23 protein-coding genes are annotated in these 22,497 nt (G+C 63.3%); 4 read left to right on the top strand and 19 right to left on the bottom strand.

Features of this window, described 5'->3' with window-relative positions; translation table 11 throughout:
* Position 1: 1 nt before the first annotated feature.
* Genes aroE through F6X59_RS02605 form a run of 5 tightly spaced genes read right to left on the bottom strand, consistent with a single transcriptional unit; the run spans position 2 to position 3,840 of the window.
* A complete protein-coding gene (aroE, locus tag F6X59_RS02625; protein ID WP_152954280.1) occupies positions 2 to 820 on the bottom strand; it encodes a shikimate dehydrogenase in 819 nt (272 codons plus the stop codon).
* Positions 817 to 2,049, bottom strand: a complete 1,233-nt coding sequence (locus F6X59_RS02620; protein ID WP_152954278.1) for a CaiB/BaiF CoA-transferase family protein — start codon at positions 2,047 to 2,049, stop codon at positions 817 to 819. Before F6X59_RS02620 ends, aroE begins: the two co-directional genes overlap by 4 nt.
* Complete coding sequence (locus tag F6X59_RS02615; RefSeq protein ID WP_152954276.1) at positions 2,046 to 2,501, bottom strand: MaoC family dehydratase; 456 nt, start codon at positions 2,499 to 2,501, stop codon at positions 2,046 to 2,048. Before F6X59_RS02615 ends, F6X59_RS02620 begins: the two co-directional genes overlap by 4 nt.
* Positions 2,498 to 2,896, bottom strand: a complete 399-nt coding sequence (locus F6X59_RS02610) for a VOC family protein (RefSeq protein ID WP_152954275.1) — start codon at positions 2,894 to 2,896, stop codon at positions 2,498 to 2,500. Before F6X59_RS02610 ends, F6X59_RS02615 begins: the two co-directional genes overlap by 4 nt.
* Positions 2,893 to 3,840 carry a ketopantoate reductase family protein gene (locus F6X59_RS02605; RefSeq protein ID WP_346653468.1) on the bottom strand — a complete coding sequence of 316 codons (948 nt, stop codon included), beginning with the start codon at positions 3,838 to 3,840 and terminating at the stop codon, positions 2,893 to 2,895. The genes F6X59_RS02610 and F6X59_RS02605 overlap by 4 nt, the downstream gene beginning before the upstream one ends.
* 93 nt (positions 3,841 to 3,933) lie before the next feature.
* Here F6X59_RS02605 and F6X59_RS02600 point away from each other — a divergent pair, with 93 nt between their 5' ends.
* Complete coding sequence (locus tag F6X59_RS02600) at positions 3,934 to 4,845, top strand: LysR family transcriptional regulator (protein ID WP_152954274.1); 912 nt, start codon at positions 3,934 to 3,936, stop codon at positions 4,843 to 4,845.
* Positions 4,846 to 4,852: 7 nt separating this feature from the next.
* On the opposite strand, the gene F6X59_RS02595 is transcribed toward F6X59_RS02600, so the two are convergent.
* Positions 4,853 to 6,037 (bottom strand): M20 aminoacylase family protein, encoded by a 1,185-nt coding sequence (locus tag F6X59_RS02595; RefSeq protein ID WP_152954273.1) that lies wholly within the window; start codon positions 6,035 to 6,037, stop codon positions 4,853 to 4,855.
* A gap of 1 nt (position 6,038) precedes the next feature.
* Complete coding sequence (locus F6X59_RS02590; RefSeq protein WP_152954272.1) at positions 6,039 to 7,343, bottom strand: MFS transporter; 1,305 nt, start codon at positions 7,341 to 7,343, stop codon at positions 6,039 to 6,041.
* 374 nt (positions 7,344 to 7,717) lie between these two features.
* Here F6X59_RS02590 and F6X59_RS02585 point away from each other — a divergent pair, with 374 nt between their 5' ends.
* Positions 7,718 to 8,848 (top strand): porin, encoded by a 1,131-nt coding sequence (locus tag F6X59_RS02585; RefSeq protein WP_152954271.1) that lies wholly within the window; start codon positions 7,718 to 7,720, stop codon positions 8,846 to 8,848.
* Here F6X59_RS02585 and F6X59_RS02580 read toward each other — a convergent pair.
* Positions 8,825 to 9,763: a LysR family transcriptional regulator gene (locus F6X59_RS02580; RefSeq protein WP_152954270.1), complete on the bottom strand. Its 939-nt coding sequence runs from the start codon at positions 9,761 to 9,763 to the stop codon at positions 8,825 to 8,827. The genes F6X59_RS02585 and F6X59_RS02580 overlap by 24 nt on opposite strands.
* Positions 9,764 to 9,891: 128 nt before the next feature.
* Between F6X59_RS02580 and F6X59_RS02575 the strand changes: the two genes are divergently transcribed.
* Positions 9,892 to 10,605 carry a GntR family transcriptional regulator gene (locus tag F6X59_RS02575; RefSeq protein ID WP_103447785.1) on the top strand — a complete coding sequence of 238 codons (714 nt, stop codon included), beginning with the start codon at positions 9,892 to 9,894 and terminating at the stop codon, positions 10,603 to 10,605.
* A gap of 8 nt (positions 10,606 to 10,613) precedes the next feature.
* Here the strand turns inward: F6X59_RS02575 and F6X59_RS02570 are convergent, their stop codons facing one another.
* From F6X59_RS02570 to F6X59_RS02555, 4 genes are all read right to left on the bottom strand, one after another.
* Entirely contained in the window at positions 10,614 to 11,564 is a 951-nt protein-coding gene (locus tag F6X59_RS02570; protein WP_152954269.1) for a PDR/VanB family oxidoreductase, read from the bottom strand.
* A gap of 57 nt (positions 11,565 to 11,621) precedes the next feature.
* Positions 11,622 to 12,683: an aromatic ring-hydroxylating dioxygenase subunit alpha gene (locus F6X59_RS02565; protein ID WP_152954268.1), complete on the bottom strand. Its 1,062-nt coding sequence runs from the start codon at positions 12,681 to 12,683 to the stop codon at positions 11,622 to 11,624.
* A 114-nt stretch (positions 12,684 to 12,797) separates the two neighbouring features.
* Positions 12,798 to 13,514, bottom strand: a complete 717-nt coding sequence (locus F6X59_RS02560; protein WP_152954267.1) for a murein L,D-transpeptidase catalytic domain family protein — start codon at positions 13,512 to 13,514, stop codon at positions 12,798 to 12,800.
* An 88-nt stretch (positions 13,515 to 13,602) separates the two neighbouring features.
* A complete protein-coding gene (locus F6X59_RS02555; RefSeq protein WP_152954266.1) occupies positions 13,603 to 14,637 on the bottom strand; it encodes a L,D-transpeptidase in 1,035 nt (344 codons plus the stop codon).
* Between the two features lie 261 nt (positions 14,638 to 14,898).
* On the opposite strand from F6X59_RS02555, the gene F6X59_RS02550 reads away from it, so the two are divergent.
* Positions 14,899 to 16,419, top strand: coding sequence for an NCS1 family nucleobase:cation symporter-1 (locus F6X59_RS02550; protein WP_152954265.1), 1,521 nt, complete (start codon positions 14,899 to 14,901; stop codon positions 16,417 to 16,419).
* Positions 16,420 to 16,519: 100 nt separating this feature from the next.
* Here the strand turns inward: F6X59_RS02550 and F6X59_RS02545 are convergent, their stop codons facing one another.
* The 7 genes from F6X59_RS02545 to F6X59_RS02515 all read right to left on the bottom strand — a co-directional run bounded on the left by F6X59_RS02545 (position 16,520) and on the right by F6X59_RS02515 (position 22,326).
* The gene (locus F6X59_RS02545) at positions 16,520 to 17,140 is read right to left on the bottom strand and encodes a hypothetical protein (protein ID WP_152954264.1); all 621 of its coding nucleotides are present in this window, start codon (positions 17,138 to 17,140) and stop codon (positions 16,520 to 16,522) included.
* Positions 17,140 to 17,838, bottom strand: a complete 699-nt coding sequence (locus F6X59_RS02540; protein ID WP_152954263.1) for a hypothetical protein — start codon at positions 17,836 to 17,838, stop codon at positions 17,140 to 17,142. The genes F6X59_RS02545 and F6X59_RS02540 overlap by 1 nt, the downstream gene beginning before the upstream one ends.
* Positions 17,839 to 17,849: 11 nt before the next feature.
* Positions 17,850 to 18,635: a phosphate ABC transporter ATP-binding protein PstB gene (pstB, locus tag F6X59_RS02535; protein ID WP_027918791.1), complete on the bottom strand. Its 786-nt coding sequence runs from the start codon at positions 18,633 to 18,635 to the stop codon at positions 17,850 to 17,852.
* Positions 18,636 to 18,686: 51 nt separating this feature from the next.
* Positions 18,687 to 19,580, bottom strand: a complete 894-nt coding sequence (pstA, locus tag F6X59_RS02530; RefSeq protein WP_152954262.1) for a phosphate ABC transporter permease PstA — start codon at positions 19,578 to 19,580, stop codon at positions 18,687 to 18,689.
* Positions 19,580 to 20,545, bottom strand: coding sequence for a phosphate ABC transporter permease subunit PstC (gene pstC, locus F6X59_RS02525; protein WP_079228597.1), 966 nt, complete (start codon positions 20,543 to 20,545; stop codon positions 19,580 to 19,582). Before pstC ends, pstA begins: the two co-directional genes overlap by 1 nt.
* A gap of 73 nt (positions 20,546 to 20,618) precedes the next feature.
* Positions 20,619 to 21,647, bottom strand: a complete 1,029-nt coding sequence (gene pstS, locus F6X59_RS02520; RefSeq protein WP_152954261.1) for a phosphate ABC transporter substrate-binding protein PstS — start codon at positions 21,645 to 21,647, stop codon at positions 20,619 to 20,621.
* Between the two features lie 187 nt (positions 21,648 to 21,834).
* Positions 21,835 to 22,326, bottom strand: a complete 492-nt coding sequence (locus tag F6X59_RS02515) for a GNAT family N-acetyltransferase (RefSeq protein ID WP_152954260.1) — start codon at positions 22,324 to 22,326, stop codon at positions 21,835 to 21,837.
* Positions 22,327 to 22,497: the final 171 nt, after the last annotated feature.

Below are 22,497 nucleotides of genomic sequence, written 5' to 3'. Positions count from 1 at the left end.
CTCACTCCAGGGGGATGGTCAGGCGATCGATCACGGCACGGGTTTCAGGCCGCACCCCGCGCCACCAGGCAAATGCCTCTGCCGCCTGCTCCACCAGCATGCCGACGCCATCGGCCAAGCGCGCCACACCGTGCGCCTGCGCCATGCGCAGGAACGGTGTCAGGCCTTTGCCATAGGCCAGCTCGTAGGCCAGGCGCGCGCCGCCCAGCACGCCTGCAGGCAACGGCGGCAACTCGCCGGTCAGGCTCGCGGAGGTGGCGTTGACGACGATATCGAAGGCTTGCCCGTCCAGTTCCTCATAACGGCTGATGCGCAGCCGCGGATGATCCAGTTCGTTGCGCAAGGTCAGCGCCTTGGCCATGTCGCGGTTGGCGATTACCAGCTCACGCGGCCCGGCCTGCAGGAACGGCAGCAAGGCGCCGCGCACCGCGCCGCCAGCACCGAGCAACAGCACCCGGCGATTGCGTAGCGGTTCGCCGAGGTTCTGCTCGATATCACGCAGCAGGCCGATGCCATCGAAATTCTCGGCGTAGATACTGCCATCCTCGAACTTCAGCGCATTGGCCGCCCGTGCCAGCTGCGCCCGCTCGCTGCGCCGGTCGGCCAACTCGAAGGCGCGCAGCTTGAACGGCGCGGTGATGTTCATGCCCAGCCCGCCCTCGCTGCGCAACTGCAATACCTGGGCCTCGAAGCCTTCAAGCTCGCCTTCGATGGCGCCGTACTCCAGGGCCTGGCCAGTGGCCTCGGCGAACAGGCCATGGATCAGCGGGGACTTGGTGTGGTTGATCGGCCGGCCGATCACTGCATAGCGGTCGCTCATCGTGCATCTCCGTGGGTGAACAGCACACCGTCTGCCTGCATGGCGGTGATTTCTTCAGGGCTGAAACCAAGCGCCGCAGCCACCTCGGCGTTGTGCTGGCCAAGGTCCGGGGCCACCTGGTGGATCGTGGTGTCACAGTCGGAAAAACGGAACGGCAGGTTGGGCAGGCGCAAGGTGCCGTAGCGCGGGTGCTGCTGTTCGATGACCATGTTGCGCGCCTGGATCTGCGGGTCGGCGAGCACCTCGTCGATGCGCTGCACTTTGGCACTGGGGATGTCGATGCCGTCCAGCAAGTGCAGGATATCGGCCACCTGGCGGGCGCCGACCCAGTCGCGGACCACGGCCAGGATCGCCTGGCGATGGGCATTGCGACCGTTGAGGTTGTGATAGCGTTGATCGCTGCCAAACCCGCTCGGGCCGCCATTGGCTTCGAGCATGGCGGCAAAGCGTTGCCAGGCATCATCGACCTGGGCGGCGATCACCAGGTCGCCATCGGCGGCGCGGAACACGCCGTACAAGGTCGAGGTGGGCATGTCATGGCCGGTCTGCTCGGGCAGCACGCTGCCATCGGACAACGTGTAGCACTGCACTGCGTACTCATGCATCGACACCAGCGTGTCGTACAGGGCCATGTCGATGTGCTGCCCACGGCCGCTGCTGACCCGGCCCAGCAGCGCCGCATTGATTGCCGCCACGGCATGGATGCCGGTGTACATGTCGCCCAGCGAAATGCGCAGCAGCGGCGGCGCTTCGCCGGGCACGCCGACCATCTGCATGATCCCGCTCTTGGCCTCGGCGATCAGCCCGAAGCCGGCGCGGTGGGCGTCCGGCCCAGTGTGGCCGTAGGCGGAAATCGAGCAGTACACCAGGCGCGGGTTGCGCGCTGCGAGCTCGGCATAGCCCAGGCCCAGCTTGTCCAGGGCACCGGGGCGGTAGTTTTCGATGAACACGTCGGCCGAATCGGTCAGGCGCTGCATGAAGGCTTTGCCACGCGGGTCCTTCATGTTCACGCTGACGCCCTGCTTGCCCATGTTCAGCTGCAGGAAGTAACCGCTCTGCTGGTCATCCAGGGTGAACGCGTGCTGGCGGCCGGCATCGCCGCTGCCCGGCCGCTCGACCTTGATCACCTCGGCGCCCAATGCTGCCAGGCAGCGCCCGACATAGGGGCCGGCGAGGAAGTGGCTGTAGTCGATGACGCGAATACCCGCCAATGGCAATGCCTGGCTCATGCTGCTGCCCTCCGCGGCACCATCAGCCGGTGCTCGCCGCGCTGCACGACTTCGCCGTGCTGGTTGATCAGTTCCGATGGCAGCACCACGATGCCCCAGCCCGTGCGACTGTTGCTCGGGCGCATCGCCCCCACCCGCATGCGCACATGCAGCACATCGTTGACCTTGATCGGCAGCACGAAGTCCCAGGTCCAGCCCAGCGACATGCCCGGCAGGAAACGGTATTCGCACTGGGTCTTCAGGCCGTCGGCAATCGACAACCCGAACAGGCCGTGGGCGACCAGGCAGCCGAAGTGGCTGGCGTTGGCGTACGCCTCGTCGACATGCACCGGGGTGTGGTCCCCGGTCAGGTCGGCGTAGGCCAGGATGCGTTCGCGGGTCACGGTGTAGGTGGGGCTGATGCATTCATCGCCCTCGCGGGCATCGTCCCAGTATTTTTCCACCACGCTCATGCCTGCACCTGCGCTCGGGGGTCGATGGCCAAGGCCTGGGCCACGCATTGCGCGGGCATCGCCTGGATGAATTCCACGGCCAGGCCGTCGGGCAGGCGCAGCCAGTTACGCCCTTGGGGCATCTCGCTGACGCCGAAACGCTGGGCCGCCGCCAATGCGGCTTCAAGGTCCTCGCACATGATGCCCAGGTGCGCCATGCGCCCTTCCGGGCCAGCGAAGTCCGGCTGGTGGATGAACTGCAGGCCACCGAGGGTCCAGTACTGCGCGGGGCGCTCGACGTCGCCCTGCACTTCGCGCATGGTCATGCCGCACACTTCGCTGAAGAAGCGTATATGCCACTGGATGTCCCGCACCCAGAACGCGACATGTTCGAGGTAGGCTTTTGGCTGGCTCATGGGTTTTCCCTCTTCTGGTGATCGGCCATGGCGCGTTCGATGCCCTTGATGCAGGCCACCAGGGTTGCGTTGACCGGTGTGGCCACGCCATGGCGCTGGCCCCAGCGCACGACGGAGCCGTTGATGAAGTCGATTTCGGTGATCGAGCCTTTTTCCAGGCTTTGCAGCATCGAGGTGCGGAAGCTCGCCGGCAGGCCTTCGGCGGCCAGCGTCCAGGCGGCCTCGGGGCTGGTCAGGCTCAGGCGGATACCGGCGCGCTCGGCCACGGCGATGGCCTCGGCCACGGCGGCCTTGGCGGTGCTTTCGAGCAGCGGCTCGCTGTACAGCTGGCCGTAGCTGAGCATGGTGATGCCGCTCAGCGCGCCAGTGGCGACGTTGACCAGCAGCTTGTCCCACATGGTGCCGAGGATGTTGTCGCTGACCGTGGTGGCCAGCCCCGCGCCGTTGAAGGCTGCGGCAATCGCTTGCACACGCGCTGTGAGCTGGCCGTCCAGCTCGCCGATGAAGGTTTGCTTGCCCGCCACACCGGCACGGATCGCACCCGGCGCCAGGAGCACGCCGCCGACGTAGGTCTTGCCGGCCAACACCCGCTCGCGCCCTACCGCCTCGGCCAGGATGTCCTCGTGGCCGAGGCCGTTCTGCAACGACAGCACCAGCGTCTGCGGCCCGATCAGCGCGCTGGCGCCGGCAATGGCCTCAGCGGTGTGGAACGACTTGACCAGCACCACCACCAGGTCAGCCACGCCGACGTCTTCGGCGTTGATCGCGGCATTCACCCGCACGTGGCGCTCGCCGCGTTCGTCCTGCACCTGCAGCCCATGCAGGTTGATGGCCTCGACATGCGCACGGCCACGGTTCAACAACCAGGTTTCATGCCCCGCCTCGCTCAAGGCCGCGCCAATGGCGCAACCCAGGGCACCGGCACCCAGAATGCAGATTTTCACGTCGCAGACCTCCTGTGGTTTGCGACTACCTTATGCAGCGAGGGTTATTTGGGCTATACAATGGCCTCAATAGCACTATTGAGATTCGCAATAATGACCCCACTGGAGCCCTTGCCGGAACCCAAGCTGTTGCAGTTGTTCGAGGTGCTCTACCAGTGCCGTAGCGTGACCCGCGCCGCCGAGCAGCTTGGCCAGAGCCAACCGACCATCAGCATTTGGCTGGCGCGCCTGCGCGAGCAGTTGCACGACCCGTTGTTCGTGCGCACGCCGGGTGGCATGGCCCCTACCCCTCGGGCCGACCAGCTGATAGGGCCGTGCCGGGAAGTGCTGGAGTCGCTGCGCCGCCTGAGCGACTGGGAACCGCAGTTCATGCCGGCCACGGCACAGCGGCGCTTTCGCCTGTGTGTCAGCGATGCCAGCCATATCACCTTGCTGCCCAGCATCCTCAACCATTTGCGCAGCCATGCCCCGGGCATTCGCCTGGAAGCGGCGCGGATCGATGGCAATACCGAGCGCGCGCTGGAATCGGGTGAGGCAGACCTGGCCATCGGCTTCGTACCCGGGCTTGGCGCGGGCATGTATCAACAGGTGCTGTTCGAACAGGACTGGGTTTGCCTGAGCAGCGCACAGCATCCGCGGTTGGGCGATGGCATGAGCGTGGCTCGCTACCGTGCCGAGGGGCACGTGCAGATCAGTGCCGGGACCGGGCAGAAGCTGCTCGAAACAGGCCTGGCGCGGGCCGGGATCGAGCGCAGGAGCATGCTCGAGCTGCCCGGGTTTCTCGGCTTGGGGATGATTGTCGGCACCACCGACCTGGTCGCCACGCTACCGCGGCACATCGGCCAGACGCTTGCCGACATGCACGGGCTGAGGCTGCATGACTGCCCGTTTGCGGTGGAGCGCTTTACCGTCAAGCAACATTGGCACGCGCGGTATCATCAGGATGGTGGCAATCGCTGGATCAGGGGCGTGATCCGCGAGCTGTTTCAACAGCCCGCGGCCTGACGCTACGTCAACGCAGGTAGTCCTGGACCCATTTCACCCAGCACTCAGCGCCTATCTTCACCAGCGCATCGTTGAAATCGTAGTGCGGGTTATGCACCGAGCAGCCATGGAACTCGCCGGTACCGTTACCCAGCATGAAGTAGCAGCCTGGCCGCGCCTGCAACATGTAGGCGAAGTCTTCGGTGCCCATGACTTTTTTCGGCATCTTGTCCAGCAGCGCACCGTCATCGAACAACGGCCTCAGGCTTTCACGCAGCAATGCGCTCTCCTGGTCGCTGTTGCACAGCGCCGGCGCCAACTGGGTGAACTGCACTTCGATCTGCACACCGAAGCTTTCAGCGTGCCCTTTGACCAGGGCGTCAATGCGGCTGTTGATTTTCTGCTGGGTTGCGGCCGTGTCGGTGCGCACGCTCAGCAGCATGCAAGCCTCATCAGGGATGATGTTGTAGACCGTGCCGGCCTGGATCATGCCAATGCTGATGACCGCGTATTCCTCGACGCTCAGGTTGCGCGACTTGATGGTCTGGATGGCGCTGATCAGGCTGTTCAGCGCCATCACCGGGTCGACCGAAAGTTCCGGCATCGCACCGTGGCCACCCTTGCCGGTGACCCGAATGCTGACGCGCTGCGAAGACGCCATGGTTGGCCCGGCCTGCACCACGCAGGTGCCCACCGGCAAGCCGGGCATGTTGTGCAGGGCATACACCGAATCACAGGGAAAGCGCTCGAACAGGCCGTCGTCGAGCATTGCCCTGGCCCCGGCCAGGCCTTCTTCATCCGGCTGGAAGATCACATTCAAGGTGCCATTGAAATTGCGCGTGGCCGCCAGTTGCGAAGCGGCTGCCAGCAGGATTGCGGTATGCCCGTCATGGCCACAGGCATGCATGCGACCGGGGATCTTGCTGGCATGGGCAAAGGGGTTTTTCTCGGTCATGGGCAAGGCGTCCATGTCTGCACGCAAACCGATGCTGCGCGGGCTGTTGCCCACCTTCAACACGCCTACAACACCATGCCCGCCAACGTTGCGATGCACTTCGTAGCCCCAGGCCTTAAGTTTGTCGGCCACCAATGCGGCCGTGTCGGGGGTGTCGCCGCCAAGTTCCGGCGCGGCGTGGATCTGTCGGCGCAGCATGACGAACTCATCCAGCGCCGCGGCCTCGCACCGAGGCGGGTTGTTCAGGAACGTACCCATGTCACTCGCATCCTTTGTTTTCAGGGAAATAGTTGAGGCAGACCAGGCTGACAACGCCACCGCCCAAGAGGAAATAGGCCGGCGCCATCGGGGTTTGCAGCGCGGCGATCAGCCAGGTAGCCACCAGCGGCGCGAAGCCGCCGAAGAGCGTCACGCCCAGGCTGTAGCTGACCGAGGTGCCAAAGGACCGGCGGGCTTTCGGGAAGCCCTCCATGATCAGTGCGAAGAACGCGCCCGCGCCGATGCACGTCGGCAGGATCAGCACGGCGACGCACATCATGGCCAGGCCCATGTCACGTACCTGCCCGAGCAGGTAGAACACTGGCAGGATCAGCACCACCGGCGTGGCCACCGTCCACGCCAGCAGGCGCTTGCGCAGTTGGTACTTGTCGGCAAATTTGCCCGCCAGCGGGCAGATGACCGCCATGCAGCCGCTGCTGATGCAGGCGATCGCCATGGCGCTGCCAGGCGGATACTGCAAGGTGGTGGTGAGGTAGGTGGGCATGTAGAACACCAACAGGTACATGCCGATGGTCGAACTGGCCATCAGGCCGATGCCCAGGGCGATGCGCTTGAGCAGTTCGGCATCGAGCCCTTGCCCACCGTGGGACACGGGCGCCGCCTCGTGGGTTTCTGGCAGGCGCGTGCGAATGTACCAACCGACCGGGCCGATCAGCAGCCCGACTATGAAGGGTACCCGCCATCCCCAGCTTTCCAGGGCTGCGGGGTCGAGCAACTGGTGCAGCGCAAAGCCGAAGCCGGCGCCCACCAAGGCAGCATAGCCCTGGCTGGCGGCCTGCCAGCTGACGTTCCGGCAACGGTTGCGCACCGCACTCGATTCCATGAGGAACACCGATGCAGTCCCGACCTCCCCGCCTGCCGACATGCCCTGGATCAGCCGGCCGACCACCAGCAGCAGCGTGGCGAAAATGCCAATCTGCGAATAGGTGGGTGCAAAGGCGATCAGCGCGGTGCCCAGGGTCATCAGGCCAATGGTAAGGCTCAAGGCGGCCTTGCGCCCATGCCGGTCGGCGTAGCGGCCGATGACCATCGCCCCGATCGGGCGCATCAGGAAACCCACACCAAAGGTGGCCAGCGACATCAACAACGACGCCGTCGCCGACTCGGAGGGGAAGAAATGCTTGCCGATCAGCACGGCGAAGAAGCTGTAGATGGTGAAGTCGTACATTTCCAGCGCATTGCCCAGCGAACAGGCGATCAAGGTCTTGCGCGAGGAACGCACCCCCTGCGTGGCGCAATGCGCATCCGGCTGCACGGCGGTCGATACGGGTAGCGGTGTTGTCATTGTTTTCTCCGATGGCAAATCGCGGCGTGCAACGACTATCAGCCAATCGGGCACTCAACACACTTGCAGTTTGGGCATGTAAGTAACCGCAGGTTAATCGCCCCGTGCAGGCGCCGGCCAATATGCCCTGAGCTGGCGCACTGTTTGCCGTGCCGGTGCCCGCTGCCCCGCTAACGCGCACCGATCCGCACACCCAACGCTGGCGTGTCGGGTGTTCCCGGCCGCTCTGCAGCAGGTGTTGCCGCCCAGACGCGCGCTGCGCCAGGGCCTGATTAACCAGGCGGCATAGGGTTGCCGAATAAGCAATCGCACTGAAACGATCTGTTCACCGACGCTACGGGCCACCCCATCAGTGAGTTGGCCTGGAGTCGTGAATGAACACTCGCACTACCTCGATGCTGTTGATGATTCAATGTGTTTGCCTTGCCGTGCCGGCGCATGCCGAGGGCTTCCCGACCTTGGGACGGATTGCGCCAGGTTTCGGTTATTACGGGGTCGATAACGGTTTCGATGACAAGCTCAAGCTCTACGGCACCGTGGATGCCTTCACCAGCTATCACGACTCGCAGCACCATTCGGGTTTTCGTCTGGCCGGTGGCGGCGCATGGACCAACAAGCTCGGGCTGTATGCCAGGAAGGCGGTTGGCACCGATACCGTTCTGGAACTCGATGTCGAGGAAGGCTTCAACGTCAATGGCAAAGCCTTGGAGGGTACCTGGGCCACGATCGGTAGCCTGCGCCTGGCAACGCTTGCCCTGCGCTCGCGAACCCTGGGCAAGCTTGAGTTCGGCAAGACCTACAGCATGGGCACCCCGACCTACGCCGACCCGTTCCTGGCCACTTATGGCTCGCCTTACACCTTCCTGGCCCTGCCTGCCGCTGGCAAGGGTGCCTACAACCTCGACCTGCGCCCGAAACACACCCTGGCGTACACCAGCCCGACCCTGAACGGTTTCACCCTCGGCACCGCCGTGACCTTCGGCTTCGATGATGCCGCCAGCCAGGGGCGTACCGTGCGCGGTGGCGGCGCCCGCCTGCAATACCGCACCAGTGAATTGATGCTGCTGGCCTCGTACAACCTGTATTACAGCGACCCTTGGGACGACGGTGGCCGCTCGCGCCAGACCGCCAACCATTACAAGAGCCTGTCGACGTTCTACGATTTCGGCCCGCTAGCCACCAGCCTGACCTGGCAACACCAGGACGTGGACCAGCCCGGCACACCCAGTACCACGTTGTATACCTTCGGCGTGATGGCACCGGTTGGCCAACTGGACGTGCTGCGCCTGGCCGTGATGCAGCGCCAGGTCACGGCGAGCGACAAGAACGCCCAAGGGGTAATGCTCGGCTACGATCACTTCATCAACCCGCGCTGGGCTGTCTATGGGCGGGTTGGCAAGATCTTCAACCAGCCTGCCTCCTCGGTCACCTACGCTGGCACCCCGCTGGACCAGGTTGGCGACGACCCCAGCAACCTCTCCCTAGGCATGTACTATCACTTCTGACGGCGCCGGGCGGGTTTGCCTGAGCACCTGCCCACGCAAGCTGTGAAAGAGTTCCTGAGCCGGCGCGGTAAGGCTGTGGCGGTCGATGCAGACCAGGTTGACCGGGTAATCCGGAATCAGCTCCTGCACCGCCACGGCCAGGAACTCGCCATCAATGCCAAAGGTAAACCCCTGGTCCACCGCCAGCTCACTGATGGTCATCAACGATTCGGTGTTCTTCAACAGCTTGAGCGCCATCATCACGGATGTGCACTCAACGGTGTTCTGCGGGACACGCAGGCCGTTGGTCTCGAACAGCTGGTGAAACTGTGATGCCTGGTCCGAGAGCTCATCCAGGCTGATCCACGGGGCGTACTGCAAGGTGCGCAGCGACTTGGCGAACTTCTGCTGATTCGACGCATGGCAGATCACCCGGCCCTTGATGCTGCCAAGCGCCTCCCAGTCGAGGTTCAGCCGGCTCAGCGGTTGCTGCGAGGTCAGGGCAAAATCCAGGCTGCCATCGCGCAGCCGCTGCAGAATCTGGCTCGGGCGCAGGTCGGTGATGGTGATCTTCACCCGCGGGTATTTGCGCCGGAAGGCCAGGATGCTGTCGTCAACCCCGTCCAGCATCGCCGTCAGCGAAGTCACCCCGATGGACACCGCACCCAGCGCGGCATCCTGGATGCTGGCCGCTTCGATCTGCAGGCGACGGATGCTTTCCACCACCAGGTTGGCATGGCGGATGACGCGCTTGCCTTCCTCGGTCAGGACCATGCCTTTGGGTGAGCGCTGCAACAGGGTGAAACCGACCTCGCGTTCCAGTTCCTTGATCGAACGGCTCAGTGCAGGCTGGGTGATGTGCATGAGCTTGGAAGCTTCGAGGATGCTGCCGGCGTTATGGATGGCGACCAGCGCCTTGAGTTGGTGCAGTTTCAAGCGTCTTTACCTTATTGTTAGCGGGCCTGTTCCATGCCGCGCACAGATTACCGCAAGCTCCACCTGCTCGGTGCAACGTCCGTGCCGCTTGCGGTACCATGGCGGCCCCTTCTTTGAGGTCGCGTGCAATGAGCAAACACGGCCAGACCATCCTGGTCGCCCTGCGCAAGATGATCGCCTCCGGCGAACTGGCCGGCGGTGAACGGTTGATGGAAGTCCCGACCGCGGAACGTTTCGGCGTGTCCCGCATGCCGGTGCGCATGGCGTTCCGCACCCTGGAACAGGAAGGCCTGCTGGTGCGCCATGGCGGCAAGGGCTTTCAGGTGCGTACGCTGAGCGTCGACGACCTCACCGGCGCCGTGGAGGTGCGAGGCGTCCTTGAAGGGCTGGCGGCGCGCCTGTGCGCCGAACGTGGCCTGGACGCGCACGCCATGGCCACACTGGCGCAGTGCCTGGATGAGGGCGACGCCCTGTTCGCCAAGGGCTACATCACCGAACAGGACCTGGCGGCCTACCACGACCTCAACGTGCGCTTGCACCAGGTGATCGTGGCCGGCAGTGGCAACCCGGCCATTGCCGAGGCACTGGCACGCAATGACCATCGCCCGTTCGCCTCGGTATCGGCGCTGGCCTTTGACCGCGACGACATGGCTAGCGAATACCGGCGCTTCAATTTCGCCCACATGCAGCACCACTCACTGGTCGATGCACTGCGCAACGGCCAGGGCGCGCGCGCCGAAAGCATCATGCGCGAACACGCCAATGCCACGCTGCGCTATGCCGAAGTGTTCGGCGCGGCCAGCACGGCAAGTGGCGTCCAGGTGATTTCCAAAGGCAACTAGGCGCGCACCTACAGGTCCAGCACCAGCATCGGCGTCCTGGCCCGTGAGCAGCACGGGGTGAACTGGTCGTTGGCGGCCTGCTCATCCTCGGTCAGGTACAGGTCGCGATGCTCCGGCACCCCTTCCAGCACCCGGGTCAGGCAGGTTCCGCATACGCCCTGCTCGCACGACACCGCAATCGGCACGCCATGGCTTTCCAGTACCTGGACCACGGTCTTGTCCGCCGGGATCTCGAAGACCTGGCCGGTGCTGCCGAGCCTGACCGAAAATACCCCGTCAGCCGCAGTGTCGACCGGCGCGGCGGCGAAGTATTCGCGGTGCAACCGGGCGTCCTGCCAGCCATGACTGCGGGCACTGTCCAGCACATGTTGCATGAACCCACCCGGCCCGCAGACGTACAGGTGATCCTCCACGCCAGGCACTGCCAGTACCTGGGCCAGGTCGAGCCGGGTCTGCGGGAGCGCGTCGAAATGCAGATGGACCTGGCCGGCGAACGGTGTCGCCGCCAGGCGTTCAAGGAACGCCGCGCGCTCGCTTGAGCGGGCGCAGTAATGCAACTCGAAGTGATCACCCTGCAGCCACAGTTGCTCCGCCATGCACAGGATCGGGGTGATACCGATGCCGCCGGCAAACAGCAGGCTGCGCCTGGCACCGGGCGCCAGGGCGAACAGATTGCGCGGCTCGCTGATCAGCAGGCGATGCCCCGCTTCAACCTGCTCGTGCAGGCAGCGGGAGCCGCCGCGCGACGCGGCATCGTTGAGCACGCCGATCAGGTAACGGTGGCGCTCCTGCGGGTGATTGCACAAGGAGTACTGGCGCACCAGGCCGCCGGGCAAGTGCACATCAATGTGCGCGCCGGCGCTGAATGCGGGTAGCAGCTTGCCTTGGGCGCAGCTCAATTCGTAGCTGCAGATACCTTCGGCTTCACGGGTTCGGGCTGTGACGACAACTTCAATCATGGCTCACCTTGCATGGACGGCCACCGGGATGGCCGTGCTGGGCATCGACAGGGACGGTTACTGCGCGGTTGCGATCAGTGGTACAGCGACGCTGGCCTGCTCCTGGGCGATCAGCCGCTCGAGCACGCGCCGCGCCTGCACACCGCCGGCATCGATATTGAGCTTGAGCAAGTGACGCTGCGGGTTCGCCAACAGGTTGGCCTGTTGCTGTTCAAGCATGTCGAGGTCTTCGCTGAAGATCTTCCCCTGCCCTTCGCGGATGCTGGCGGTCAGTGCCTGATCCTGAGGGTTGAAGTTGCGCGCCATGCCCCAGAAGTACCAGATGGAGGTCTCGGTCTCTGGGGTGATGAAGTCGACCACGATGCTCGACGCTTTGTCCTGGGCCGCCGCGTGGTAGCCGCCCTTGCCGGCGAGTGCCACGCCCACTTCGATCAGTACATGGCTAGGCGGGGTGAAACGGCAGATCTGCCAGCGGTCGACCGGCTGGTCGTCGGGCAGCTGGTTGCCACGCAGCGCCATGCGCCAGAACGGCGGCGCCATGATGTTTTGCATGTGGCGGGCAGTGACCACCTCGTCGCCGTTGACCGTGGTCACTGGCGGCGCTTCGTCGATTTCCTTCTGGCCGATGCTGGAGGCATGAACGTAGGTTTCGTGGGTCAGGTCCATGAGGTTGTCGATCATCAGGCGATAGTCGCAATTGATGTGGAACAACCCGCCGCCGTAAGCCCACTCGTCACTCTCTGCCCACGGCAGATGGCAAAGGCTGGCGGGGTCGGCCAGTGCCTGTTCGCCGGGCCACACCCAAACGAAACCATAGCGCTCGACCGTGGCATAGGCCTTGTTGCACGGGAACCCCCGTACCCGCTGGCCAGGCATGTCGACGGTCTTGCCGTCGCCGCCCATGACCAGGCCATGGTAACCACAGACGAGGTTGCCGTTCTCGACATAGCCCAAGGACAACGGTGCCCCGCGGTGCGGGCAGAAATCCTCCACGGCGCAGATCAGGTTTTGCTGACCGCGATAGAACACCATCTTTTCCCCGCAGATCTGCCGGCCCAGCGGCTTTTCGGTGATCTCGTCAGGGGTGCAGGCGACATACCAGGCGTTTTTCGGGAACATCCGATTCTCCGATTGATTGTTTTTGTGGATCCATTAACAACCAAAAATCGGATATCAGTCAATAAAAAAGTGGCTTATGAACATTTATGGATCCATAAGCCACCTGTAGCGGGGTTACTTGCTGGCGATCGACTGGTTCGCCAACGGGCAACTCTGGGCATTGAGAAAACGCGACTTCTTCAGCCAGTCCTGCTGCGGGTAGTAGGCAAACACATAGCTGCCGCGTTGCAGCGTGTCGATCAGCTTGCCAGCGATTGCCGGCCGAACGGCCGGGCAGCCCTGGCTGCGCCCCAGGCGACCGAGGCCGGGAACGACCTTGGGGTCGGCATAGGCGGCGGCATGCATGACAATCGCCCGCGACATGCTGTTGTCGTTGAACCCCGGTTCCAGCCCCTGCAGGCGCAGCGAGCGGCCGTGCTTGCCGCTGTAGGTCTGGCCGGTTTCATACAAGCCGAGGGAGGATTGGTAACTGTTGGGGGCGTTGGAAAATGTCGTCGGCACATCGGCGCCGCTGTTCTTGCCGTGGGCGACCCACTCCTCGAACAACAGTTTGCGCGCACGCAAGTCGAACACCCACAGGCGCTTGTCACGCGAGGCCTTGGAGTAATCGATCACCGTCAGCAACTTGTCCCCATCGCTGTGGCTGGCACACGCATAGGCGGTAAGGGCCAAGTTCAGGGTGGAAAGGTTGGCGTTGGGCGCCAGTTGCTGCAGTTCGGCGGCGCTGGGCAGGGGCTGTGCGTGGGCGGCTTGCCAGGCGCAGAGGAAAAACAGGCCAATACTGGCCACCGAGAGCCGAATGGCTCCCCGCACGGGTTGGAACATCGACATGGTTACCCCGGTAAAGGCCTGTCAGCAAAAAGTCAGCTGGCTTGCGGCCAAAAGCCACCACTTTGCTTGAATTCTTCGGGATTGCCGATCATTTCTTGACCAATGGCTTGTGTTTCTTACCGTCTTCGGTGCTGATCACCGTGAACTTTCCGTCGCTGCGGGTATCCCGGGTCGACGCCCAATCGGTGATCACCAGCATCGTGCCGACGTCCATCGCCGCGCGCAGGTGCTGGCGGAACTCCGGGTTGATGTTCAGTTGCCCCAGCTGTTCATAGGGCGTATCCCCGTACTCCGGGTTGCTCAGGGCCACCACTGACCACCGTAAGGGTAGCGCACCATCGAGCTCCAGGGCGGAGGGTTTTTGCAGCAGCGAATACACCGCCATGCCACTGCGATGCTTGCTGTTTTCAAGCGAGAGTGCAGGCGCCGAGCCGATCAGCTGGCCACCGCGATACACGTAGGCGCGCAGGTCGGCGCGACTGACCAGGATCGACAGCGGTCCAGCCGTCGGGTCCGGGTCGTTCCAGAACTGCTGGTTACTCAGTACCAGCGGCCCCTGGGCCTTGCCAGCGTTGACCGTGGGCGCCAGCACGCCAGGGTGGTAGACCTCCACCGGTGCACTGTGGGTATCGGAAACGATGACGGTGGTCGAACTGAAGCCGGTGGCCTCATACAGCTTCTTGGCAAACTCCAACGGCAGGCGTACGCAACCATGGGAAGCCGGGTAACCCGGCAGATGGCCCGCGTGCAGGGCGATACCGTCCCAGGTCAGCCGCTCCATATAAGGCATCGGTGCGTCGTTGTAGAGGCTGGATTTGTACTCGACTTTCTTCTGCAGAATGCTGAACACCCCGGTGGGGGTTTCCCGCCCTGCCTTGCCGCTGCTCACGGTGCTGACGCCGATGGCGATGCCATTGCGATAAACGTAGGCACGTTGCTCGGTGAGGCTGACCACCACAGTCACCGGCCCCGCCGGTGAGACCTGCGGGTACCAGAGAAACTGGCCGGGCTTGAGGTGATCGATCTGGCTCCTCAGTGCAGCCGGGGTGGGCACCTGCAGCGGCGCCGCTTCGACCAGGGTGGCGGCAAGCAACAGACCCAGCGCGAGCAATGCATGCAACATCGAACGGTTCCTCATGGCATCCTGGCCTCAGCTTATGCGCAACATGCCGCGCAAGCCACCCAGAGCATCATCGCGGTGCGCGGGGGTAACAACGGCGCACAAACATGTGCACAAACTTCCCACTTCAAAGCGTAATCCACAACGCAAAAAACCGTGGAGAAAGCGCAGACGCCGTGAATTCCTGCACGCCCATGGGTTGGTACGAATCTTGTTTGTATACAAATACAAATAATAAAAGTACACAACCATCATGGAGTCCCGATGGCGTCGATTTCCCGTTCCGATGTTGGCCAGCTTGCCGATTGCCCCGCCGAAACGGCCGGCTCCAGTGAGTCGCCGTTGAGCCCACGCCTGTACAGTAGCGACCTTGCGCCGACCCGTGCGGCCAATCGCACCTGGGGGCGCTACAGCCTGTTTGCGCTGTGGACCAACGACGTGCACAACATCGCCAACTACTCCTTCGCCATCGGCCTGTTCGCCCTGGGCATGAGCGGCGCGCAGATCCTCACTGCCTTCGCCCTCGGTGCACTGGTGATCTACGGCCTGATGAACCTGTCCGGCTACATGGGGCAGAAGACCGGCCTGCCCTACCCGGTCATGTGCCGGATCAGCTTCGGCATCCATGGCGCGCAGATCCCGGCCCTGATCCGCGCGGTGATAGCCATCGCCTGGTTCGGCATCCAGACCTACCTCGCCTCGGTGGTCCTGCGCGTATTGCTCACCGCCATCGCGCCGGACCTCAAGCCCTACGACCAGAACTCGATCCTCGGCCTGTCGACCCTGGGCTGGGTGACTTTTCTTGGCATCTGGTGCGTGCAGGTGGCGATCTTCGCCTACGGCATGGAAATGGTGCGCCGCTTCGAATCCCTCGCCGGGCCGATCATCCTGGTCGCCTTCAGCGGCCTGGCAGGCTGGATGTACTGGCGCAGCGGGCTGTCGATTGCCTGGTCCAGCGGCAACGCGCCGACCGGCTCCGGCATGTGGTTGAAAGTGCTCGGTGCCGCCGCACTGTGGGTGTCGCTGTACGGCACCATGATTCTCAACTTCTGCGACTTCACGCGTAACTGCCCGGATCGACGGACCATCAGCGTGGGCAACTTCTGGGGCCTGCCGGTGAACATGCTCGGCTTCGCGTTGATCGCCGTGGTGCTCGCCGGTGCGCAATTCAGCATCGACGGCAAGCTGGTGCAAAGCCCCAGCGAAATCGTCGCCGCCATTCCCAACACCGCCGGCCTGGTGCTGGCCTGCCTGGCCTTCCTGCTCGTCACCGTGGCAGTGAACATCATGGCCAACTTCGTCGCCCCGGCCTTCGTGCTCACCAACCTGGCACCGAAGGTGCTGAACTTCCGCCGCGCAGGCTTGCTCAGCGCCACCATCGCGGTGGTGATCCTGCCCTGGCACCTGTACAACAGCCCGTCGGTGATCGTGTACTTCCTCGGAGGCCTGGGTGCCCTGCTCGGCCCGCTGTACGGGATCATGGTCACCGACTACTACCTGGTACGCCGCGGCCGGGTGAACCTGCCCGAGTTGTACAGCGAAAGCCCTGAGGGTGCCTATCACTACCGCGGCGGGGTCAACCTGCGCGCCGTGGCGGCGTTCATCCCGGCTTCGCTGATCGCCATCCTGCTGGCGCTGGTGCCGGCGTTCGAGACGCTGTCGCAGTTCTCCTGGTTCTTCGGCGCGGGCCTTGGCGGGTTGATTCACTACGCCATTGCCAACCGCAGCGCCAAGTACATGGAAGTGTCTGGCGAAGGCATCGCCGTGGACAGTGCGCACCATTGATCAAAGATCGAGCGCCGCGCGGGCGGCGCTCGGTCGCATAGGCGCTGCACATTCCAAGGCGACCACAGGGTGCTATCAAATGCCCCAGGGCAGCAGACGCTCAGGAAGCCAGCGCTTGCTCACGCCGACGCACCGGCACCTGAAACCGCTGCGGTTGCTGCCAGGCCAGCTGAGCCTGCACCTGTTCCGCCGCATCCATCACCTTCTGCGCCCAGCTGTCATCTTCCGGGTTGACCACCACCACGCGGAACCCGTGGTCAAAGCCCTCGATCCCGACCCCTTCGGAATCGTCGACATGCAAGTCGATGTCGAATGCCGGCGGGTACTTCGAGGGGGCATTCTCAAGCCCATGCTGCGACAGCACATGCTGGTGGCGATCACTGTTGACCACACCGTCGACATGAATGCCATAGAGCATCAGCCAACGGCGGATATAGGCCGGTGTGCGGCCCGACGAGGTGTAGATCCAGATGCTGCAGCCCTGGCGGCGCAGGTCACGGATCAGCGAGCGCGTGCCACTGCGCAGCGGTTCGCCCAGCCAGCGATGGACGAACGCCGGCAGCTTGCTCTGTTCTTCATCGGCGTGGTGCGGCAGACAGGCGAGCGTGTCATCGATATCGAAGGAAATGCGCATCTGCGGGCGCCTGAATTTGCGCCCGATGGCATTCCACGCACGTCGCCCACCGGCCTTGCCCTGCTCCAGCATCGAATACCTTTGCATCATCGGCTCCCCTGACGGGCTGGCGCGCAGGTGCCGCGCAGGAAGAACTTTTCGGGTTCAGGCGCCTTCGCTTCGAGGAAGGCCGCGTACTTTTTCTTGATCTTGGGCAATTCGTACAAAGCTTTCACACCATGCTTGGCGGAGTTGCGAATGACCGAGGACGGGTTGAAGTAACCCTCGGCGTTGTCCAGCGTCAGCACGAACGGCGGCAGCCCGGCACGCATCAGCAGATAGCTGACAATGAGCGACCCCGTGCGATTGTTCCCTTCGATGAACAACTGCGGCTTGCTGAGGATGCGTACATAGACACCGGCTGCGCGTTTCCAGATGGACTCGCTGCGGTAAGAGCAATACCAGTTGTACAGATCCTTGATACCGCCTTCCACGTTGTTGAAAAAGCGTGCCTCGGTGGCCGCCAGGTGTGGCGCAAACTCGCGGCGGCGCGCCGGGTCGCTGCCGCACAGCACGGTGGCGTTGATCTCCAGCATCAGGTTCAACTGCTGCAGGTCGAACAGGTCCACACCCCGTGCGACATAGTCGTCAATCAAGGCATAGCCTTCAAGCACATTGAGCAGCACCTCGTCGGTGAACGGATCACGCGGTTCGGTGAAGTGTTGGCTGAGTTCGCCAAAGCGGCCCTGCACTTCGCGCAGTGCGCGCTCTACCGCTGGCAGGTCAAGACGACATGTCGCATCCATTGGTCATCTCTTCAGCTGAACTTGCCGCTGATGTAGTCACTGGTCAGCTGCTCACGCGGATTCTGGAAGATCTGCGTGGTCGGGCCCATCTCCACCAGGTAACCGGTACGGGTGCCCTGGGAGATGTCGACCGAGAAGAACGCGGTGGTGTCGGCCACACGGATCGCCTGCTGCATGTTGTGGGTGACCAGGGCGATGGTGTAGTCCTTCTTCAGCTCGACCATCAGCTCTTCCACGCGCCGGGTGGCGATCGGGTCGAGTGCCGAGCATGGCTCGTCAAGCAGCAGCACTTCCGGCTCGGTGGCGATGGCACGGGCGATGCACAGGCGCTGCTGCTGGCCGCCGGACAGCGACAGGCCGCTGACCTTGAGCTTGTCCTTGACCTCGTCCCACAGCGCGGCGCCTTGCAGGGCGTGCTTGACGCGGTCGCCGATGTCACCCTTGTAGCGGTTCAGGCGCAGGCCGAAGGCGACGTTGTCGAAGATACTCATGGAGAACGGGTTAGGCTGCTGGAACACCATGCCGATGTAGCGGCGCACCACCACCGGGTCCACGCCCTTGCCGTAGACATCCTGGCCAAGGAAGTGCACATGGCCTTCGAAGCGGAAGCCTTTGACCAGGTCGTTCATGCGGTTGAGGCTGCGCAGCACGGTACTCTTGCCGCAGCCAGACGGGCCGATGAAACCGGTGATCTCGTTCTTGCGGATCGGTACATGGCTGTCACGCACGGCCATGAAGTTGCCGTAGAAAATCTTGTCCAGCTTGCAGTCCATGACGATTGGCGCTTCGCTGACCATGGGAGCGGCTCTCTGTGCAGTTGATACGTTCACGGTCGAATGCTCCCTTTCTCAGTACTTGGGCTTGCCGAAAATGCGGCTAAGAATGTTGACTACCAGCACGATCATCACCAACACCAGCGAGGCCGCCCAGGCGAGCTCCAGCTGGTTGTCGAACGGCATGCCGGAGAAGTTGTAGATCAGTACGGCAAGCGATGCCGTGGGGTTCATGACGGCCAGGCTGCCGTCGTGGTAGATCCAGTAGTTGCTGAACAGCGCGGTAAACAGCAGCGGCGCGGTTTCGCCTGCGGCGCGGGCCACGGCCAGCATGACGCCGGTGAGGATGGCCGGCATGCCGGTCGGCAGGACGATCTTGCAGATCACCTGGGCGCGGGTGCAGCCCATGCCGTAGGCGGCGTCCTTCATGATCTTGGGCACCATCTTCATGGCTTCTTCAGCGGTCAGCACGACGATCGGCAGCATCAGTACCGCCAGCGCCACGCCACCGGCCGGGGCCGAGTAGCTACCGGTGGTCATCACCACCAGGGCGTAGGCGAATACACCGGCGAGGATCGACGGCAGGCCGGTGAGCATCTTCGCGGCAAAGCGCGAGGCGTTGGCCAGCTTGCTCTCAGGCCCGAGTTCGGCGAGGAACACCGCCGCGAGGATGCCGACCGGCACCGCGATGGCGGCAGCGATGCCGACCATGACAAAGGTACCGGCCAGGGCGTTACCGAAACCACCGCCCATCTCGAAACCGGTGGGTGGCAGCTCGGTGAACACTTCCAGGCTCAGGCGCGCGCCGCCACGGGTGATCAGCATGTACAGCACGGAAATCAGCGGCACGCTGGCCAGCAGGGCCACGCACCAGACCGTGGAGGTCAGCACCAGGCTGCGCAGGGCACGGCCTTCGAAGCGGCGTTGCAGGCTGGGCAATGCGGCGGTGGCTGCAGTGAGGTCAGTCATTATTTGTTACCCCGCTGGGCGTAGAGCATGATCATCGAACCGAACACGTTCACCAGCAAGGTGATGAACATCAGCACCAGTGCTGCGTACATCAGCACCTCGATCTCGTTCGGCCCGGCCTCAGGGAAGTTCAGCGCCAGCAAGGCTGCCAGCGTGTTGGCCGGGGCAAACAGGGAAAGGGTGATGGTGTTGGCGTTACCCACCAGCATCGCCAGGGCCATGGTTTCGCCCAGTGCGCGGCCAAGGCCCAGCACCAGCGAGCCGAAGATGCCGGTGGCGGCCGACGGCACCATGACTTTGAGGATGGCTTCCCAATGGGTGGTACCCATGCCGTAGGCAGCCTGCTTGGTCTTCATCGGGACGCTGGTCAGCGCATCCTGGGAAACCGCGGCAATGGTCGGCAGGATCATGATCGCCAGCACCAACGCCGCCGGCAGCAGGCCGGGGCCACTCAGGGAGGTGCCGAAGAATGGGATCCAGCCCAGCTCGCTGTTCAGCCAGGCGGTCAACGGCCGGATGGCCGGAATCACGACATAGATGCCCCACAGGCCGTAAACGACGCTGGGGATGGCGGCGAGCAGCTCGACAATGGTGCGAAACACCGCGGCGAGCCTCGCCGGCAAGAAATCCTGGGTAAGGAAAATGGCCATGCTGACGCCAAAGAAACCGGCGATCAACAAGGCGATCAGGGCGCTGTAAAGCGTGCCCCAAATGGCTGGCAAAATGCCGTATTTGCCCTGGTTGACGTCCCACACACTGCCGAACAGCACGTCAAACCCGTGCTTTTCCATTCCTGGAAGTGCTTTGCGTCCTACTTCGTATACCAACGCGAAAACCAGCGCGAGAATCAGCACCACACCGATACGTGCAAGGGCACGGAAGGTGCGATCGACCAGGAAGTCCTTGGTTGACGGTGGCTGGCACGCGGAGTCTGGGTTATCCGGTATGGCAAAAGGTGTGTTCATTTAGCTGATTCCGGGACTAAGGGCAAACACCCCCGGCATGGTGGTCACACCACGCCGGGAGCGCCTGAAGGTATTACTGGATGCTCTGCGACGCTTTGCGCACTTCATCGACAACCGACGGCGGCAGCGGGATGTAGCCCATCGAGTCGGCGATCTTCTGGCCGTGGGTCAGGCCGTACTCGACCATGTCACGCATGGCCTTGGCCTTTTCCGGGCTGCCGTTGTCCTTGCGGAAGATCATCCAGGTGTAGGAAGTGATCGGGTAGGACTTGGCACCTTCCGGGTCTGGCAGGTGAGCAATCAGGTTTTCCGGCATCTTCACCGCAGCCAGTGCTTCGGCACCGCTTTCGGCGTTCGGCACGACGTACTGGCCGGCCTTGTTTTCCAGCTCGGCGAAGTCGACCTTGGCCAGTTTGGCGAAGCCGTATTCGATGTAGCCGATGGCGCCCGGGGTCTGGCGAACGGTGGCGGTCACGCCATCGTTCTTCGGCGACTTGATGAACTTGTCGGTGGCCGGCCAGTTGACGGTGTTGCCTTCACCCAGGTCTTTCTTGAAGTCGGCGTTGATGGCCGACAGGTGCTTGGTGAAGACAGCGTTGGTACCGCTGGAGTCGGCACGCACGACCACGGTGATCGGCAGCTCAGGCAGCTTCAGGCCCGGGTTGGCCTTGACGATCTGTGGGTCGTTCCACTGGGTGATCTTGCCGAGGAAGATGTTGGAGTACACATCGCGCGGCAGCTTCAGGCCTTTCGGGTTGCCTGGCAGGTTGTAGGCCAGGACGATTTCACCGGCGGTCATCGGCAGCAACTGCACGCCTTCGCCGACCTTGGCCATGTCTGCTTCGCTCATGGCCGAGTCGCTGGCGGCGAAGTCGACGGTTTTGTTCAGGAAGTCCTGAACCCCTGCCCCGCTCCCCTTGGACTGGTAGTCGACGGTGACGCCAGCCGTGTTCTTGCTGAAGTCCTTGAACCAGGTCAGGTAGATCGGTGCTGGGAAGCTCGCGCCGGAACCGGTCAGGCGAACGTTGTCTGCGGCAAAGGCCGAGGTGGCGCTAAGCGAGACGGCAACGGCAAGTGCAGCAGACTTCATCAGGCGTATCATGGAAAAAGCGCTCCGTGTGATGGCCAGCACACTTTGCAGCAGCTGTGTTACAGCTTTGTGACTGTTGAATGGCAGTGGATGCTTTAACCCCCTCTAGTACGGGGCACACCGTCAGCGGTCTGTCATTCCTTGGTAACCAAATGTGACTAGATGCGTTGCCGTGCCCTCGACACAAGTACCCGCTACGTCAGAGCGCCATGACCATTTCATGCCAGGCCATGCCACCGTGGTCCGAGGGCGAAGGCCGCACATACTGGTAGCCCATCTTGCGGTACAGCTCGACGTGCTGTTCCTTGCACATCAGGTGGATGCTCTGCTTGCCCAGCGCCTGCATGCGGCTGATGAACTCCCGCATCAGCCGCTTGGCGTAGCCCTTGCCCTGGTGGGCCGGGTCCACCACCACCGACATGATCACCACATTGGGCGCCTGCGGGTCGTGGCCGACCAGTTCCTTGAAGGCCTCGTCGGACATCACCACCTCGTGGGCGCAGCCACTGTTGATGAAGCCGACGATGCCGTGGGGGTCCTGGAGCAGCAGGAAGCCTTCGGGGTATTGGCTGATACGCGTGCGGATCTTCTCCAGCGTGGCCGCCTCGTCGCCCTCGTAGGCACCGATTTCGATCGCGTAGCAGCGCTCGGCGTCAGCGATGACGGGCTGGCGGAATGAGGTGTTGCTCATGGGAAGGCTCCGGCATGTGAAGTAATGGGATCGCCATGGTAATGCACGTTCGGGCTGGCAGGTGGCTGGCGGGCGATTTTCAGCGCCTGTGAGATCGAGCGCCGCCCGCGCGGCGCATCGCGAGCAAGCTCGCTCCTACATTTGTTGCAACGTACCGAACCTGACAGGCCA

The organism is Pseudomonas sp. MN1F (genome assembly GCF_009391885.1).
GTDB lineage: Bacteria > Pseudomonadota > Gammaproteobacteria > Pseudomonadales > Pseudomonadaceae > Aquipseudomonas.
This window is presented reverse-complemented; position numbering and strand designations above follow the sequence as displayed.